Source organism: Cognatishimia maritima, assembly GCF_900129685.1.
Taxonomy (GTDB): Bacteria; Pseudomonadota; Alphaproteobacteria; order Rhodobacterales; family Rhodobacteraceae; genus Cognatishimia; species Cognatishimia maritima.
The window spans coordinates 245,134-260,363 of sequence record NZ_FQWM01000002.1 but is presented as its reverse complement, the minus strand read 5'-3'; the positions used below and the strand labels follow the sequence as shown (position 1 = coordinate 260,363).

Sequence of the window (15,230 nt, the reverse complement as noted above, 5' to 3'; positions counted from 1 at the left end):
GGAACCATCCTTACGTGCGGGTGGGCGCGCTTTGACGCCCCACCCGTAATCAAACGGAAGTTCCCAGGAGGACGTTATGGCGACTGATACACACGCCGCCGCGGGTCACGCAGCAGAGGCTGCATCTGCTCCCGGCATGCCACAGCTGGATTTCTCGAACTGGGGCAACCAGATTTTCTGGCTTTTGGTCACACTTGTTGTGATCTACTTCGTCCTGTCGCGCATCGCGCTGCCGCGCATTGCTGCGGTTCTGGCCGAGCGTCAGGGGACAATTACAAATGACATCGCCGCAGCTGAAGAGCTGAAGGCGAAAGCGGCTGAAGCCGAAGAGGCCTATAATAAGGCGCTCGTTGATGCTCGTGCGGAAGCACAACGCATCGTGGCCGAAGCGAAAGCTGAAATTCAGGCCGACTTGGATGCAGCCACCGCGAAAGCGGACGCAGAGATCGCTGCCAAGGCAGCTGAATCGGAGAAGGCAATCGCCGAAATCCGTGCAGGCGCTATCGACAGCATCCGCGAAGTTGCAGCCGACACGGCAAAAGAAATCGTTTCCGCTCTGGGCGGCAAGGCGGATGCCAAAGCTGTTGAAGCTGCGGTAGACACACGGATGAAAGGGTAAGAGACATGCGTAAATTGGCTACTCTTCTTGCCCTGACCGCCGCGACCCCTGCCTTTGCAGCCTCCGGTCCGTTCTTCTCACTCGGCAACACCGACTTCGTCGTTCTGTTGGCCTTCCTGCTGTTCATTGCGGTTCTTGTGTACTTCAAAGTACCAGGCATGCTGGCAGGGATGTTGGACAAGCGCGCCGAAGGCATTCAGTCCGAACTGGAAGAAGCCCGCGCGCTGCGTGAAGAAGCGCAGACCATCCTCGCCTCTTATGAGCGTAAGCAAAAAGAAGTACAGGAACAGGCAGAGCGCATCGTGGCGCAAGCCAAGACAGACGCTCAGGCAGCGGCTGATCAGGCGAAAGAAGACCTGAAAACTTCGATCGCACGCCGTATGGCTGCGGCAGAAGATCAGATCGCTTCCGCTCAGGCATCTGCTGTGAAAGACGTGCGTGACCAAGCAATCGTGATTGCTGTGAGTGCTGCGCGTCAAGTCATCGCCGATGGCATGACCGCTGCGGACGGCAACAAGCTGATCGACGCGGCTATTGCTGACGTGGACGCAAAGCTGCACTAAGCTCCGCTTAGAATAATTTAAAAGAACCCGGTCCAAGTGGCCGGGTTTTTTTGTGTCTTAATGACTGATCGCGGTGCTAGGCACGTCCGCTTTCGTGTTCTAGCCGTTGCTGAGCAACCAACTCATTGCGCAGCGATTTGCTGTGGTCAGCAAGCGAGCGTTCCACAAATGTCAGATGCGCCTCGACGGCGGCGCGCGCGCCTTTGGAATCCCGTGCCTGCAACGCGTCATTGATCAAGCGGTGCTGCTCTAGCAGCTCAGATCGTCTGGCCCGGTGTTTGAACAGCATGGTCCGGTTGTAAAACACCCCTTCGCGCAGCAGGTCATACATCGACCGCATCATATGCAGCATGATCACATTGTGACTGGCTTCGATGATGGCCAGATGAAAATCCGCGTCCAGCCGTGCTTCGTCTGCCGGGTTCCGTTTGGGATGGGCTTGCTGCATCTTTTCAAACACCGCATTGATCACCTGCAAATCGGTGTCAGACCCGTAGATTGCCGCGCGTTCTGCCGCGAGGCCCTCCATGTCGCGGCGGAAGGAGACGTAGTCAAAGACCGCTTCCTCATGAGCTGCAAACAATTTGACCAAAGCAGGCGAGAACGCATTGCCAAGCACATCGGCCACGAACACCCCGGCACCGGCCTTGGCCGCTAGCAGGCCGCGCTCTTGCAGCTCTGAGATCGCCTCGCGAAGGCTAGGCCGTGAAACTCCGAGTTTGTCAGAGAGTTCACGTTCAGCAGGCAAACGCTCACCGGGGCGCAGGACGCCGCGCAGAATAAGAAGCTCGATCTGCTTCACGACAGAGGTCGACAGCTTTTCAGGGGTGACTTTTTGGAATGGCATGATGAGGTGAAAGGCACTTGGTCGTTATTGGTCAGGTCATTTGACCACGTCAGCCTCTGCGCCGCAAGTGACGCCGCGTGCAAACTCGAATTTAGGACAGAATAGTTGACTTTAATTTCGGCAAGCATACTGTCCGCCCATTGCGTCTGACGGGAGAGGATTCGATGGACTTCCAACATGTATTTGCGCGCCGCACATCGCGGATGAAGGCCTCTGAAATTCGGGAGCTTCTAAAGCTGCTTGATCAGCCGGGGATCATCTCGTTTGCCGGTGGTATCCCAGACGCAAGCTACTTCCCAGCAGAGCAATTTGGCGCGGCTTACCAAGCAGCCCTGAGTGCTGAAACCTCGGCGACGGCTTTGCAGTATTCCATCAGTGAGGGCTATAAGCCGCTGCGCCAATGGCTGGCCAAAGAGATGCAAAAGCTGGGTGTCGACTGCACAGTCGACAATATTATGATCACCTCTGGCTCGCAGCAGGCGCTTGATTATCTGGGCAAGATGCTGCTGTCGCCGGGCGACACGGCGCTGATCAACTGGCCGACCTATCTGGGCGCGCTCGGGGCCTTCAACGCATATGAGCCGCGCTATGACAAACTCAGCATCAACGGCAATCGCTCGGCTGCTGACTTTGCGGCCGCTGCCGAGGCCGAAGGCGGGCGCGTGAAGTTCGCTTACCTCTCTGCAGATTTTGCCAACCCAACTGGGGAAACCGTCGACCAGCGCGGGCGCGAGAACCTGATCGATCTAGCAGATGAACTTGACTGTCTGATCATCGAAGATGGGGCCTATCAGTCACTGCGCTACGATGGCGAGGTTATTCCTCCAATCCTTGCTCTTGAAATTGCGCGTAAAGGCAGCATCGAAGACTGCCGGACTGTCTATTGCGGCAGCTTTTCTAAAACCCTGTCACCGGGGCTGCGGATCGGCTGGGTGTGCGGGGCGATGCCACTGATTTCGCAAATGGTGCTGCTGAAACAGGCGGGGGACCTGCACGTGTCGACGATCAACCAGATGGCCATCAATACCGTTGCTGAAACCCATTTCGATCAGCACGTCGCGACGCTGCACAGCGTCTATTCCGTGCGCCGCGATGCCATGCTGGCGGCACTGGAAGAGATGATGCCCAAAGGTGTCTCTTGGACCAAACCAGAAGGCGGCATGTTTGTCTGGATCACCCTGCCGGCGCATCTAGAAGCCAATGAGGTGTTCAAACGCGCCTTGGAAACCGAGAAAGTCGCCTTTGTCCCTGGCCAGGCCTTTTTCGCCGACGGAACCGGCAAGAACACCATGCGCCTCGCGTTTTCCTGCGCTGACGAAGCCACCATCCGCGAAGGCATCCGCCGCCTGAGTTCGGTGATCAAGGGGCTTCTCTAAGACCCAGCCTCGAAGTTAGAAGTTTCTTAAGCAAGATTTGGCAGAGAGGGACCATGCGGTTTCCTCTCTGTTTTTCTGTGTGCACGGCGCTTTTGGCCTGTGACTCTCCGGCCCCTGCCTTTCGGAATGCCGATGCGACGAAGCACGTGATTGGCGGCAATCAGTATTCTGTCTATGTCACGGAAACGCAGGCGCAGGCCATCCGAACAAGCTTTGCACCTCGGCCTGACATCCGCACCATCGCGCGCCAAGCTGAAACCGCGATTGAAACGGCAAGCGGTTGTTCGGTGACCGAAATCCAAGGCGATGTTGCCTTACTGACGGGCCAACTCGATTGCACCAAGCGACCCGTCGCTGGGGAATGGGCCGCATGGAAAGCACCGCGCAAACGCGGGCTGCGTTGCCAAGGGGAAAGCGTGGCGTCGCATTGGGGCGACTGGCGCAATGTCAGCCTAGAGTGTTTCTGACCCGCCCAGCGTTTTGGTCACAATGTCTTGGTCATAAAGATCGAAGATTTGTTGGCTGTGTAATCGCCGAATGGTTCGCATTCCATAAACCCTTGTCGCGCGTAAAGCCTATGGGCCGCTTTCAAAAGATCACCGGTCTCTAGTTTCAGTACAGGCAACCCCTGCGCTTCTGCGTCTTCGATCAAAGCACTCATCAAAGCATCCGCCAGACCCGTTCCACGCGCATCAGGATCAACAAACATCGACTTGATCTCTCCATAGTCGCCCATATTCGCCAGAGCTGCGCAGCCCATGATCTTGCCAAAGGTATGGCCGACAAAAAAATGGATATGCGGCGCGCATAGGGCGTCGATCTCGAGGAAGTGATTGTCCTCAGGATCAAACAGTTCCTGCATTAGGGCATGGCTCTGCTGCAAAAGCGCCGTCGCTTCAGGGGCACGCGGATCGCCTCGGGTGACGGTGATATTGGACATGCGCTTCCTCCTCCACTTCGTTTGACTTGTTTTGCAGGGAATTCTCGCCTAGTCCAGTTCGAAGCATCGAAAGGCCGTGAAGTGACCGAAATCGTGTTTATCTGTGCCACGTGCCAAATGCCTGACGGCGCAAAGCCCGGTCCGGCATTTGCAAAAGATCTGGCGCAAAAACTCAGCAGCGCGGGCGTGACGGTGCAGTTGGTCGACTGCCTGAACATGTGTGATGCACCGTTGTCGCTGGCACTGCGTGCGCCGGGCAAGACCGCCTATCTGTTCAGTGATCTCCGCCCTGATGACATTGAAGATGCCGCTGCGTTGGCGCGCCTGTATAAGGACGCCAAAGGCGGAGAGATCACCGATGCGCGGCCGGCCGGGCGGCTGCGTCATTGCCTCGTGGGGCGTATTCCCAGCGATCTACCCTCAAAATAAAAACGCCCGCCGAAGCGAGCGTTTTTGAGTTCTTTTAGTTTGGGGTCGCTTAGGCCTCTTCGCCGCGTACAAGGAAGTAAGCGGTGAAATAGCCCAGCAAGGCCCAGCCAATGGCCGCCATGCCCAGTGAAATGGCCGCAAATTCAGCTGATAGCTCCGGCGGGGCAACGCCGAAATAAGTGTCCAGATGCGGTGCGCCAAAAAGATGCGGCAACAGGATCAAAACGCCGCCCACAATCTGCACAATCCCTTTGTCTGCAAAAGCAATCAGTGCCAGACCGACTGCCGTGCAGAGGATGGTCGCGACCCACCAAACCTGACGCGGGCCAAGTTCTGCCGCTGGTGTGCCGGGCAGTTCCGGTGGCAGGCCCACGGCTGGTGCAAGCTGCACGGCAACAAAACCCGCAAGGCCCCAGATGATGCCGGACTTGGCGGTCAAAGCGATGCCCCGCATCTCGCGCGCCATCGACATGATCGCACCAAGGATCAGGCCGTAGCCGGTATAGGTCACCAGATTGAAGGCAACCGTCATCGCGTGACGGCCCCATTCGGTGCCCAGCCCCGGAGACCCACGGTCAGATTGCGGAGACCCATCGATGACAAAATGAAGACGTTCGCCGCCCTCAAACAGCTCTCCTTCGAGCAGCAGAGGAATGACGAACACGAACTGAAGAAGGGCCGCTACGGCCCCTGCAATCAGGCCAGCGAACAAGGCGCTGGACAGCAAATTTTTGGTCATTGTGACGAGGCGGTCAGCTTAGTGGCAAGGAAATGCCATTGCGTGACGCTGATCGTGCGCTGCGTCATGCAGAACGGTCGCTTGCGCCATGCCGGATACGGTCAGCAGCGCGACACCGATGGTCAGTGCCAGAATGGACGCGGCCAAGCCGGAACGTACGCTTGCGATGCTTGCGGTTTTAGTGGTCATAACTGTCTCTCCTTTGCCCGTCACACCCGACGGGTGGGTTGTTTTCGTTCATCACGGCTGGTCTCCTGGCTCGCGGGTCACGGCGACTTGCTCCTTCCCAGGGGAAACCCCAGTGGCTTTTGCAAGGACGCTCTCCGCTCACAGTCGCGGGGGCGGCTGAGGCAGGGGCGATTGCCTTTCCTCATTCCCAATTATCCATGCTTGGTAAGGCACGGACCATGATGCCCCTGTTTGGACGGGAACAGGCCCTTTGGTCAAGGCGTTTCGCGACGATTCTAGAACCATTCGCGGCGTCACGATGAAATATTTGGCGGCCCTGCTGGGGCTGCTAGCCGCAATATATTGTGGATAAGTCGCGAAATTGCCCCATATTCAGGGGAAAACCGTTGACTTAGGGGGGGCTGACTTCGCACTCTCAAGGGATAAGGAATCAAGGGGCTTTGCCATTTGCGCTTTTCCAAGCTGAGACTGACGGGGTTCAAAAGCTTTGTAGACCCAACCGATCTGATCATCGCCGATGGTCTGACAGGGGTCGTAGGGCCAAATGGCTGTGGCAAATCGAATCTCTTGGAAGCGCTGCGCTGGGTCATGGGGGAAAATCGCCCGACCGCCATGCGCGGCGGCGGGATGGAAGACGTGATCTTTGCCGGGGCCGCAACCCGCCCCGCGCGCAACTTTGCCGAAGTTGCCTTGCAGATCGACAATGGCGAACGCCTTGCGCCCGCAGGCTTCAACGATGACGACAATCTGGAAATCACGCGTCGCATCACGCGCGATGTCGGGTCGGCCTATAAGGTCAACACCAAGGACGTGCGCGCGCGCGACGTGCAGATGCTGTTTGCAGATGCCTCAACTGGTGCGCATTCTCCTGCTTTGGTGCGGCAGGGGCAGATTGCTGAACTGATCAACTCAAAACCTAAAGCGCGGCGGCGTATTCTTGAAGAGGCGGCGGGGATCTCTGGACTTTACCAGCGGCGCCATGAAGCAGAACTGAAACTCAAGAACGCCGAAGCCAATCTGACACGCGTCGACGACGTGATCGAACAACTCGCCAGTCAACTCTCAAGCCTTGCCCGCCAAGCCCGCCAAGCTGCGCGGTACAAAGCCATCGGTGCGGAACTGCGCCAATCCGAAGGCATGTTGCTCTATCGCCGGTGGCGCGAAGCAGAAGAAGCGCGGGTGCGGGCCGATGAGGAACTGCGTGCACGCACTGTGGCCGCCGCACAGGGTGAAACCGCCGCGCGCGCTGCCGCCAAAGCCCGCGAGGCGCAGGATGAAAAACTGCCCCCGCTGCGCGAAGAAGAAGCCGTAGCCGCCGCAATTTTACAGCGTCTGCAAGTCCAGCGCGACAGTCTGAAAGACCAAGAGGATCACGCCCGCCAGATCATCGTGACGCTCACCAACCGGATCGAGCAGCTTGCCAAGGATATCGACCGGGAAAGCGGGCTGAACCGCGACGCCGGTGAAACCATCCAGCAATTGGAATGGGAACAGCGTGAGCTGATCAAGGCCTCTGTCGGCCATGATGAACGGCTTGAAGAAGCCGCGAATGCCGCACGCGAGGCTGCGGCAATGTTGCAGGAGCGGGAAAGCGACCTTTCGGAGTTGACCGAAGACGTTGCCCGCCTTGCCGCCCGGCACCAATCGGCGCAGCGGCTGTTGCAGGACACACAGCGTCAGCAGGAGAAAAGCGAGACAGAGGCTAGCAAAGCCCGGCAAGCGGTTGAGACCAGCCAAGCAGCGCTTGCCAAGGCGGAAACAGATTTCGCCTCGGCCCAATCTGCCGAAACCGCCGCGGTCAAGCAGGCCGCAGAGGTCGAAGAAGCGCTGACACTCGCCGAAGAGGCCCGCGCAGAAACTCAATCGCGCGAAGCGGACGCCCGCGCTGAACGGTCTGAGGCCGAAGGCGAGCTCAACGCCTTGCGTGCCGAGGTCACCGCACTGGCGAAATTGCTGGAGCGCGACACAGCCGAGGGCGGGCAAATTCTTGACCGGCTGCAGGTCCAGCAGGGCTTTGAAAAGGCGCTTGGTGCTGCGCTGGCGGATGATTTGCGCGCGCCTGAAGTGGATGAAGACGGCCCATCTGGCTGGCACGTGTTGCCGCCTTATGATGATAACCAGCCCCTGCCTGAGGGCGTGACCTCTTTGGTGCAGCACGTTTCGGTGCCAGAGGTTCTGGAACGCCGGATGAGCCAGATCGGGCTTGTCGCGACCGAAGACGCGATGGCGCTGCAACCCCTTTTGAAACCGGGGCAGCGGCTTGTGTCACTCGAAGGCGATCTTTGGCGCTGGGATGGCTACCGCGCCTGGGCTGAGGATGCGCCAAGTGCGGCGGCCTTGCGGCTACAGCAACTCAACCGGCTTGAAGAACTGAAACAAGAACTGGCCCGCGCCACCGCCCGCGCAGACGGGGCCGTGCAGGCGCATGAAGCGCTGCAAACGCGATTGGCCGACCTGTCAGAGGCAGACCGCCGCGCGCGCGAAGCACGCAAGATTGCTGACCGAGCTGTGGCCGATGCCGCCCGTGCCCTCAGCCGCGCCGAAGCAGATCGCAATTTGGCTGCGGGTCGGCTGGAAACTCTCGGTGATGCGGTGCGCCGCCACGAGGATGAGGCACGGGAAACCCGCGCCCGTGTTCAAGAGGCCGAGCGCGCCCTGCAGAGTCTGGGCAATCTGGATGCTGCCCGCGCCAAGGTCGAAGACATCAAGATGACAGTCGAAGCTGCGCGGATCACCATGATGTCGAAACGCTCGGCCCACGATGAGGTCCGCCGCGAAGGCGAGGCCCGCCTTGGGCGCAGCCAACAGGTGACCAAAGAAATTTCGGGCTGGCGGCACCGCCTAGAGACCGCTGAAAAACGCAGCGGCGAATTGGCCGAACGCAAGGCTGCGTCAGAACAGGAACTCAGCGACGCAGAACTCGCCCCCGACGAAATCGCGGCCAAACGTGCCGAACTGACCACGGCAATTGAAACCGCCGAGGCGCGCTGCCGCAAGGCATCCGACACGTTGGCAGAAGGCGAACAGGCCATGCGCACGGCAGAGCAAACCGAACGCGAAGCAGAGCGCGCTGCCTCCGAAGCGCGCGAAGCCCGCGCGCGTGCCGAGGCGCTGACCGATGCGGCGAAAGAAACCGTTACCAGTGCCGCTGAACGCATTCGCGATGAAATGGACCTGACGCCGACAGCCCTTTTGGAAAGCCTTGATACGGCCCCAGAGGACATGCCGCCCAGTCATACGATTGAGGCCGATGTAAACCGCTTGAAACGCCAGCGCGATGCGCTTGGGGCCGTGAACCTGCGCGCCGAAGAAGACAGCCGTGAAGTGCAGGAAGAGCACGCGACCTTGGTGACGGAAAAGCAAGACCTTGAAGAAGCCATTCGCACGCTGCGGTCGGGCATTGCCAGCCTGAACTCCGAAGGCCGCGAGCGGCTTTTGACCGCCTTTGAACAGGTAAACAGCAATTTCTCTATGCTGTTCAAACATCTCTTTGGCGGAGGGGAAGCCAATCTGGTTCTGGTCGAAAGCGACGATCCGCTGGACGCGGGGCTAGAGATCATGTGCCAGCCGCCCGGCAAAAAACTCTCGACCCTGTCGCTTTTGTCTGGCGGGGAGCAGACCCTGACGGCGATGGCGCTGATTTTTGCGGTCTTCCTTGCGAACCCCGCGCCGATCTGTGTGCTGGATGAGGTCGACGCGCCGCTGGATGATGCAAACGTCACGCGGTTCTGTGACCTTTTGGACGAGATGTGCCGCCAAACTGATACGCGATTCCTGATCATCACCCACCACGCGGTGACCATGGCGCGGATGGACCGTTTGTTTGGTGTCACCATGCAAGAGCAAGGCGTCAGTCAGCTGGTCAGCGTTGATCTGAAAGTTGCTGAGAAACTGGTTGCCTAATTGGCAGGTCTCCGTGACTTGAACCAAAGCCTGACAAGACAGATATTGCTAGTGTCTTAAGACGCGTCATGCGGCTAAGAACCAATAGAAAACAATATTTCCGGGAGCCAGTGAACCACATGGCAGAGTCAGACGAAGACAAGGTAAGCGGCCGTATTCACGGTGAGCAATTTGAGCCAGAGACCGTGGACCCCATTTTTCTGCGGCTGGTTTATATGCTGCTGATCGCCTTTATGATTTCTATGGCGCAAACCGTGCTGGGGGTGGCAGCTGTACTGCAATTTATCGTCATGCTGATCAATAAACAGCCCAACGAACGCCTTGCTGATTTTGGCACGGACCTTGGGATCTGGGTCGCCAAAGCCGCGCGGTACCAGACGGCGGCCAGCAACGTGAAGCCGTGGCCTTGGACGGAACTTGACTAGCCCGTTGTCCCGGACACAAAAGAATAACCCATGACGATCTTAGGTGTGCTGCACCTGACTTTGATGATCTCGGTGTTTGTCATCGGGGTGCGTGTTTTTGCAACGCGGAAGGGCACGGGGTCTCATAAAAGATTGGGGCGCATCTTTGTTGCCATGATGGTTGTTTCGAACTTGGCTGTGTTTGGGATTTACGAAGATTCAGCGACGCTTGGCATCTTTCATTACCTCGCCATCGTCAGTTTGATATCGCTTTTCGCAGCAATTGCCCTTTTGCGGTGGCCGGGTGTGTCTACCCGGCGTCGCATCATGCATGGTCATGTTATGCTCTGGACCTTCGGAGGTGTCGTGGCCGCTGGTTTGGGGCAAGGGGCAACGGCGCTGGGCTATGCGCCATGGCCCGCCATCGCACTGACATTCCTCGCCGTTGGGTTGGTCGCCGTCCGGTTCGATTTCGGCAAAGCGGTGAGAGGCGGTTGAAACCGAACTGGTGTTTGGGCGCTTAGAGTCTGCGCAGCAACTCTGGGGTTGGCCAAGCGTCTGCAGGCAGCCCAAGACGCTTTTGCTCTGCCTGAACCGCGTCCCGCGTCTTCGCACCCAAGATCCCGTCAACGTCGCCGACATCGTACCCTTTGGCCTGCAGTTTGCGCTGCAATTGCTTCATCTGTTGCCCGTCCAAGCCGGTGTCTGGATTGCCAGCGTTATAGGCGGGCGCCCCTTCCAGCCGTGTTGCGAAATAGGCTGCAGTGGTGACGTAAACGAAGCTTTGGTTCCATTCAAAATAGACGTCGAAATTCGGATAGGCGAGGAACGCCGGGCCCTTGTGCCCCTGCGGCAAAATCAGCGATGCGGGCAGGTTAGCAAGCTTGCCTTGCCGCGGCGAGACGCCCAGCTTGGCCCAATCGCGCGCGGGCATTTTGGTGCCAAGCCCCGACAGGGACCAATCCAGATTGGCGGGCACCGTGACCTCTTGCAGCCAAGGCTGGCCTTTGTTCCAGCCGAGGTGCTGCAACATCTTGCCGCCTGACATCAGCGCGTCGGTGGCAGAGGTCTTGAGGCTGACTTTGCCGTCGCCGTCGCCGTCCACACCGTTCACGATGATATCCTCGGGCAGCATCTGCACCATGCCAATTTCACCAGCCCATGCGCCGGTGGTGCCGGTGGGGGAAAAGTCGCCGCTTTCATAAAGTTTAAGTGCGGCAAAGACCTGCGGGCGGAACAGCTCTGGCCGACGACAATCATGCGCCAGGGTGACCAAGGAATTCAGCGTGTTGAAATCGCCCTGGAAGCCGCCGAAATCAGTCTCAAACGCCCAGAAGGCCAGCAAGACCCCACGTGACACGCCATAGTCACGTTCGATCCGGGCAAAGGTGTTGGCGTGCTGCTGGGCCTTGGATTTGCCCGTATTAAAACGATGCGAGCTGATCAGACGCTGAGAAAAGTCCAAAAACGGGCGCTGAAAAACGCCCTGTGCGCGGTCGGCCTTAAGCGTGGCTTGGTCCTGCGCGACCGAGGCAAAGAAGCTGTCGACCGACTTGCGCGAATGCCCCATCGAACGCGCCTCTGCCTTGAGGTCATTCACGAAGCCGGAAAAGGAACCGCCACAGGGCACATTGGCAAAAGCAGTGGTCGCAGACAGGCAAACGCCCGCAAGGGTCAGGGCAAAACGCATCGCATCCTCGTCAAAAAAACATCCGTTGCGCGCAGACTAACAGCCTTGGGCGCAACCTCAACCGTCAGTTCAACGCGATCAGGCAGACTATTGCCAGCATAATCCCCCAGCTGCGCCAAAGCACGGTGCAGGCACGGTCGATGTCATTGCTGCCAAGCGCCTGTTTGCCGCCTTCGTTGACATAGGGGAAGACCTGCATCTCCCCGTCGTAGGATCGGGGTCCGGCAAGCGCGATATCCAGCACACGCGCCATGGCGGCTTCGGGCCAGCCTGCGTTGGGGCTGCGGTGCAGCGCGGCATCGTCGCGGATATCCGACCAACCTTTGAACTGGCCGCTGCTCGCCATGATCAAGAGCGCCGTCAGCCGGGCAGGCACCCAATTCAGCAGATCATCCAGACGGGCCGACGCCCAGCCGAAATCTTCGTATTTCTCATTCTTGTAGCCCACCATGGAATCCGCCGTATTGACGGCTTTGTAGACCAGCAAACCTGGCAGACCTGCGATCAGAAACCAAAAGATCGGTGCGATCACACCATCCGAAAGGTTCTCTGCCCCGCTTTCAATCGCAGCGCGGGCGATATCTGCTTCGGACATGTCGCGGGTGTCGCGGCCAACGATTTTGGCAACCTCAGTCCGGCCTGCATCCTCTGACTGCCGCAGCGCTTGCCCAACTGCTTTCACGTGATCAACCAATGAGCGCTGGGCAATCAGAATAGCGGCGGCAACAATCGTGAATATTGCGCCGAATGCTTCGATTACGCTACCCAAAATCCAACCACCAAGCACCAATCCAATCGCAAGCAATATACCCTTGGCGCGCGCGTCGCCGGTGTTCAATTGGCGATCCGCCCAGCCGATCGCGCGCCCAATCAGGACAGCGGGGTGGGGTAGGCGATCCCAAAGCCACTTAGGCTCTCCGAAAGCGGCATCCAGCAACATGGCCAGACAGAGGATGGTTGCGGTTCCCATGCTACACCTTCAACGCAGCTTCTAGGCGCGACCAGTCCCTTTTGGCAGGAAAGCCAAGTCGCAGGTAGGTTTTTGAATAGGGGAAGATGCGCGTCAGGATATGGTTTTCGCCCAAGCGGTCATGCCATGTTTGGGCGTCGTCCACCTCATAGAGACGGAAGAGATCGCATCCGCCTGCAACCACTGCACCCGCAGAGGTCATCAGGCCATCAAGACGCGACGTGTCCTTTGCTAAACGCGCACGTGATTCTGTTGCCCAATCCTGATCCAGCAAGGCCAATGTCGCGACTTCCAGCGCCGGGCCAGAGACCGCCCACGGCCCAATCATATCGCGCATTTTTTGGATGGTGTCAGGTGCGCCAATCAAAAAGCCCAGCCGCAGCCCAGCCAATCCCCAGAACTTACCGAAACTCTTTAGGATAATCCGGCTGGGTTTGGTCGACTCCGAAATCAAAGAATTCTCTGGCGTGACGTCACAAAAGCTTTCGTCAATCACTGTGATCGGTGCAGTCAGGTCGTCCCGGCTCCAAAGCTGGCCCGTGGGATTGTTCGGATGCACCAGAACACGCACCGGTGCATCGGGCGCTTCGACCCAGCCCTGAGCCGCAAAGGCTGCGGCGTGTTCATTGTAGGTTGGTTTCGGGATATCGACGGTCTGACGCTCAAACAGTTGTGGCATGCGGGCGATCAGGCTTGACGCACCCGGCGCGGCAAGGATGTCGGCCTCAGCCGGTACATTCCAAAATGAACGCGCCGCCTCGATCAAGCGCGCCTGCGCAGCTTTGTCGGGCAGGGCGGTCCATGCCTCTGACGTGAAGCTAGGCAGGGGGTAAGGCTCCGGGTTGATGCCGGTCGACAGGTCAATCCACGTCGACCGATCCCCGCCCCAACGGGTGATGGCTGCGTCCAATCCGCCACCGTGATCTCTTTCCTGCATCGGGCGACCCTCCGTGTCCTAGGCCTGTTTGCGGAATTCGCCGCGTTTGGCAAGGGGGAGGCGCGTAAAGGACGCACATCACGTGCGCCTTTTGAGCCTGACAGGGTTCACAGTCGGTGCCGTTACGCGCCCCGACCGTGTGGTTCCCAAAAGTCCAAGTCTGGGTTGATTGGCAGAATGCGATGAGGGTTAATGCTCTCGTGGCTGTAGTGATAGTGGCGCACGATATGGGGCATGTTTACCGTCTCTGCCACACCGGGCGTCTGGAACAGATCACGGGTATAGGCCCAGAGATTGGGGTAATCCACAATCCGCTTCTTGTTGCATTTGAAATGCAGGTGATAGACGGAATCAAACCGCACGAGCGTTGTGAACAACCGCCAATCGGCTTCGGTCTGCGTGTCCCCCATAAGGAAGCGTGATTTGGACAGACGGTCTTCGAGCCAATCCAGCGTTTCAAATAGGGGCACAACCGCGCCGTCATAGGCCTCTTGCGAAGTGGCGAAGCCTGATTTGTAGACACCGTTGTTCACGTTTGAATAGACGCGTTTGTTGACCGTTTCGATGGCATCGCGCTGTGCTTCGGGCCAGAAATCAAGCGTGTTCCCGGTGATCTCATCAAAGGCAGAATTGAACATGCGAATGATTTCGGAACTTTCATTCGACACAATGGTCTTTCGCTCTTTGTCCCACAAAACCGGAACCGTCACGCGGCCGCTGTAGTCAGGGTCAGCTTGCGTATAGATCTGATGAAGGAAGTCGTGGCCAAACAGCGTGTCGCCGGTTGCGCCGTCGTCATCCATCCGGAAGGTCCAGCCGTGCGAAAGCATGTCAGGATGCACCACAGAGACCGTGATATGATCGCGCAGATCCTTGAGTTCTCGGAAAATCAAGGTGCGGTGCGCCCAAGGGCAGGCATACGACACATAAAGGTGATAGCGCCCGCTTTCGGCTTTGAACCCCTCCTGACCGCTTGGCCCAGCAGAGCCATCCGCCGTCAGCCAGTTGCGGAACTGCGCCTGAGAGCGCACGAATTTACCACCGGTGCTTTTGGTGTCGTACCATTTGTCGACCCATTCGCCGTCTACCAGCAATCCCATGACTCATCTCCTGTGTTACGCCCTTGTTATGTAGGTCACGCGTAAGTCAAGGGAAAGCAAACCCCACGCAGATGTGTTGCGCATTTGCGCACAGCAAGGGTCCTCAGTTGGGTTTCTCTTGACCGAACAAGGGTTTGGGGCGACTGTTTTCGGGGAATGGAGAGGAACCATGTATCTTCCAAAAGAAGTCCAAGCTGGTCTGGATGCTGCCAGAAAAGCAGAGTTGAAAAAGAAAAATCGCCTGCGCGTGAAGGCAGGGGGTGAGATTTTCAAGGTGCTGCGCTTTCGAGAGGACGGTTTTACGCTTGATGTCGAAGAGGCCCCGCATTTGCGTGGCTTCGTTGACCTCTATGATGGGGCCAAACACCTATACCAGTGCCTCGTGATCGCCTCGGTCGAGGAAGATGGCGAGATGTTCTATGAATTCAAGCGTGTCACAGCGGCCAGCGACAAGCCTGCACTGGATTACTACGTCGAAGAAGACACCCCGGTCGCGCTCGTCACTGACCAGCGCGAATAGGACT

The 15,230-nt window shown here is 58.2% G+C and carries 17 protein-coding genes and 1 riboswitch; of the genes, 9 read left to right on the top strand and 8 right to left on the bottom strand.

Annotated features, from left to right (window positions below):
- Window positions 1-76 precede the first annotated feature (76 nt).
- Entirely contained in the window at window positions 77-619 is a 543-nt protein-coding gene (locus BUA39_RS06680; RefSeq protein ID WP_072792139.1) for a F0F1 ATP synthase subunit B', read from the top strand.
- A 5-nt stretch (window positions 620-624) separates the two neighbouring features.
- Window positions 625-1,182, top strand: a complete 558-nt coding sequence (locus BUA39_RS06675; protein WP_072792138.1) for a F0F1 ATP synthase subunit B — start codon at window positions 625-627, stop codon at window positions 1,180-1,182.
- A 76-nt stretch (window positions 1,183-1,258) separates the two neighbouring features.
- Here BUA39_RS06675 and BUA39_RS06670 read toward each other — a convergent pair whose 3' ends face one another.
- The gene (locus BUA39_RS06670) at window positions 1,259-2,029 is read right to left on the bottom strand and encodes an FCD domain-containing protein (RefSeq protein WP_072792136.1); all 771 of its coding nucleotides are present in this window, start codon (window positions 2,027-2,029) and stop codon (window positions 1,259-1,261) included.
- 164 nt (window positions 2,030-2,193) lie between these two features.
- Between BUA39_RS06670 and BUA39_RS06665 the strand changes: the two genes are divergently transcribed.
- On the top strand, window positions 2,194-3,405 hold the full coding sequence (locus tag BUA39_RS06665) for an aminotransferase-like domain-containing protein (protein ID WP_072792135.1): 1,212 nt from the start codon (window positions 2,194-2,196) through the stop codon (window positions 3,403-3,405).
- A 53-nt stretch (window positions 3,406-3,458) separates the two neighbouring features.
- Window positions 3,459-3,872 (top strand): hypothetical protein, encoded by a 414-nt coding sequence (locus BUA39_RS06660; protein ID WP_072792133.1) that lies wholly within the window; start codon window positions 3,459-3,461, stop codon window positions 3,870-3,872.
- Window positions 3,873-3,889: 17 nt separating this feature from the next.
- On the opposite strand, the gene BUA39_RS06655 is transcribed toward BUA39_RS06660, so the two are convergent.
- Window positions 3,890-4,345: a GNAT family N-acetyltransferase gene (locus BUA39_RS06655; protein ID WP_072792132.1), complete on the bottom strand. Its 456-nt coding sequence runs from the start codon at window positions 4,343-4,345 to the stop codon at window positions 3,890-3,892.
- Between the two features lie 81 nt (window positions 4,346-4,426).
- On the opposite strand from BUA39_RS06655, the gene BUA39_RS06650 reads away from it, so the two are divergent.
- On the top strand, window positions 4,427-4,774 hold the full coding sequence (locus BUA39_RS06650) for a DUF1636 family protein (protein WP_072792708.1): 348 nt from the start codon (window positions 4,427-4,429) through the stop codon (window positions 4,772-4,774).
- A 49-nt stretch (window positions 4,775-4,823) separates the two neighbouring features.
- Here BUA39_RS06650 and BUA39_RS06645 read toward each other — a convergent pair whose 3' ends face one another.
- On the bottom strand, window positions 4,824-5,513 hold the full coding sequence (locus BUA39_RS06645) for a CbtA family protein (protein ID WP_072792130.1): 690 nt from the start codon (window positions 5,511-5,513) through the stop codon (window positions 4,824-4,826).
- A gap of 18 nt (window positions 5,514-5,531) precedes the next feature.
- Complete coding sequence (locus BUA39_RS06640; RefSeq protein ID WP_072792129.1) at window positions 5,532-5,702, bottom strand: CbtB domain-containing protein; 171 nt, start codon at window positions 5,700-5,702, stop codon at window positions 5,532-5,534.
- Between the two features lie 38 nt (window positions 5,703-5,740).
- Window positions 5,741-5,938, bottom strand: a riboswitch (cobalamin riboswitch).
- Between the two features lie 211 nt (window positions 5,939-6,149).
- On the opposite strand from BUA39_RS06640, the gene smc reads away from it, so the two are divergent.
- From smc to BUA39_RS06625, 3 genes are all read left to right on the top strand, one after another.
- Window positions 6,150-9,605 (top strand): chromosome segregation protein SMC, encoded by a 3,456-nt coding sequence (smc, locus tag BUA39_RS06635; RefSeq protein WP_072792127.1) that lies wholly within the window; start codon window positions 6,150-6,152, stop codon window positions 9,603-9,605.
- A gap of 119 nt (window positions 9,606-9,724) precedes the next feature.
- A complete protein-coding gene (locus BUA39_RS06630; protein ID WP_072792125.1) occupies window positions 9,725-10,030 on the top strand; it encodes a DUF4389 domain-containing protein in 306 nt (101 codons plus the stop codon).
- A gap of 30 nt (window positions 10,031-10,060) precedes the next feature.
- Window positions 10,061-10,507, top strand: a complete 447-nt coding sequence (locus BUA39_RS06625; protein WP_072792124.1) for a DUF2306 domain-containing protein — start codon at window positions 10,061-10,063, stop codon at window positions 10,505-10,507.
- 22 nt (window positions 10,508-10,529) lie between these two features.
- On the opposite strand, the gene BUA39_RS06620 is transcribed toward BUA39_RS06625, so the two are convergent.
- The 4 genes from BUA39_RS06620 to BUA39_RS06605 form a co-directional block, all read right to left on the bottom strand.
- A complete protein-coding gene (locus BUA39_RS06620) occupies window positions 10,530-11,699 on the bottom strand; it encodes a lytic murein transglycosylase (RefSeq protein WP_072792122.1) in 1,170 nt (389 codons plus the stop codon).
- A 64-nt stretch (window positions 11,700-11,763) separates the two neighbouring features.
- Window positions 11,764-12,669 carry an adenosylcobinamide-phosphate synthase CbiB gene (cbiB, locus tag BUA39_RS06615; protein ID WP_072792121.1) on the bottom strand — a complete coding sequence of 302 codons (906 nt, stop codon included), beginning with the start codon at window positions 12,667-12,669 and terminating at the stop codon, window positions 11,764-11,766.
- Window position 12,670: 1 nt separating this feature from the next.
- Window positions 12,671-13,606 (bottom strand): threonine-phosphate decarboxylase, encoded by a 936-nt coding sequence (locus BUA39_RS06610; protein ID WP_072792119.1) that lies wholly within the window; start codon window positions 13,604-13,606, stop codon window positions 12,671-12,673.
- 122 nt (window positions 13,607-13,728) lie between these two features.
- Window positions 13,729-14,706, bottom strand: a complete 978-nt coding sequence (locus tag BUA39_RS06605; RefSeq protein ID WP_072792118.1) for a glutathione S-transferase family protein — start codon at window positions 14,704-14,706, stop codon at window positions 13,729-13,731.
- A gap of 169 nt (window positions 14,707-14,875) precedes the next feature.
- Here BUA39_RS06605 and BUA39_RS06600 point away from each other — a divergent pair, with 169 nt between their 5' ends.
- Window positions 14,876-15,226 carry a hypothetical protein gene (locus tag BUA39_RS06600; protein ID WP_072792116.1) on the top strand — a complete coding sequence of 117 codons (351 nt, stop codon included), beginning with the start codon at window positions 14,876-14,878 and terminating at the stop codon, window positions 15,224-15,226.
- The last annotated feature ends 4 nt before the right edge of the window (window positions 15,227-15,230 follow it).

Coding starts and splice junctions, on each gene's coding strand:
- BUA39_RS06665 (WP_072792135.1), top strand. CDS start 2,194: ATGGACTTCCAACATGTATTTGCGCGCCGCACATCGCGGATGAAGGCC.
- BUA39_RS06630 (WP_072792125.1), top strand. CDS start 9,725: ATGGCAGAGTCAGACGAAGACAAGGTAAGCGGCCGTATTCACGGTGAG.
- BUA39_RS06645 (WP_072792130.1), bottom strand. CDS start 5,513: ATGACCAAAAATTTGCTGTCCAGCGCCTTGTTCGCTGGCCTGATTGCA.
- BUA39_RS06680 (WP_072792139.1), top strand. CDS start 77: ATGGCGACTGATACACACGCCGCCGCGGGTCACGCAGCAGAGGCTGCA.
- BUA39_RS06670 (WP_072792136.1), bottom strand. CDS start 2,029: ATGCCATTCCAAAAAGTCACCCCTGAAAAGCTGTCGACCTCTGTCGTG.
- BUA39_RS06625 (WP_072792124.1), top strand. CDS start 10,061: ATGACGATCTTAGGTGTGCTGCACCTGACTTTGATGATCTCGGTGTTT.
- BUA39_RS06620 (WP_072792122.1), bottom strand. CDS start 11,699: ATGCGTTTTGCCCTGACCCTTGCGGGCGTTTGCCTGTCTGCGACCACT.
- BUA39_RS06660 (WP_072792133.1), top strand. CDS start 3,459: ATGCGGTTTCCTCTCTGTTTTTCTGTGTGCACGGCGCTTTTGGCCTGT.
- BUA39_RS06600 (WP_072792116.1), top strand. CDS start 14,876: ATGTATCTTCCAAAAGAAGTCCAAGCTGGTCTGGATGCTGCCAGAAAA.
- BUA39_RS06640 (WP_072792129.1), bottom strand. CDS start 5,702: ATGACCACTAAAACCGCAAGCATCGCAAGCGTACGTTCCGGCTTGGCC.
- BUA39_RS06655 (WP_072792132.1), bottom strand. CDS start 4,345: ATGTCCAATATCACCGTCACCCGAGGCGATCCGCGTGCCCCTGAAGCG.
- BUA39_RS06610 (WP_072792119.1), bottom strand. CDS start 13,606: ATGCAGGAAAGAGATCACGGTGGCGGATTGGACGCAGCCATCACCCGT.
- BUA39_RS06605 (WP_072792118.1), bottom strand. CDS start 14,706: ATGGGATTGCTGGTAGACGGCGAATGGGTCGACAAATGGTACGACACC.
- cbiB (WP_072792121.1), bottom strand. CDS start 12,669: ATGGGAACCGCAACCATCCTCTGTCTGGCCATGTTGCTGGATGCCGCT.
- BUA39_RS06675 (WP_072792138.1), top strand. CDS start 625: ATGCGTAAATTGGCTACTCTTCTTGCCCTGACCGCCGCGACCCCTGCC.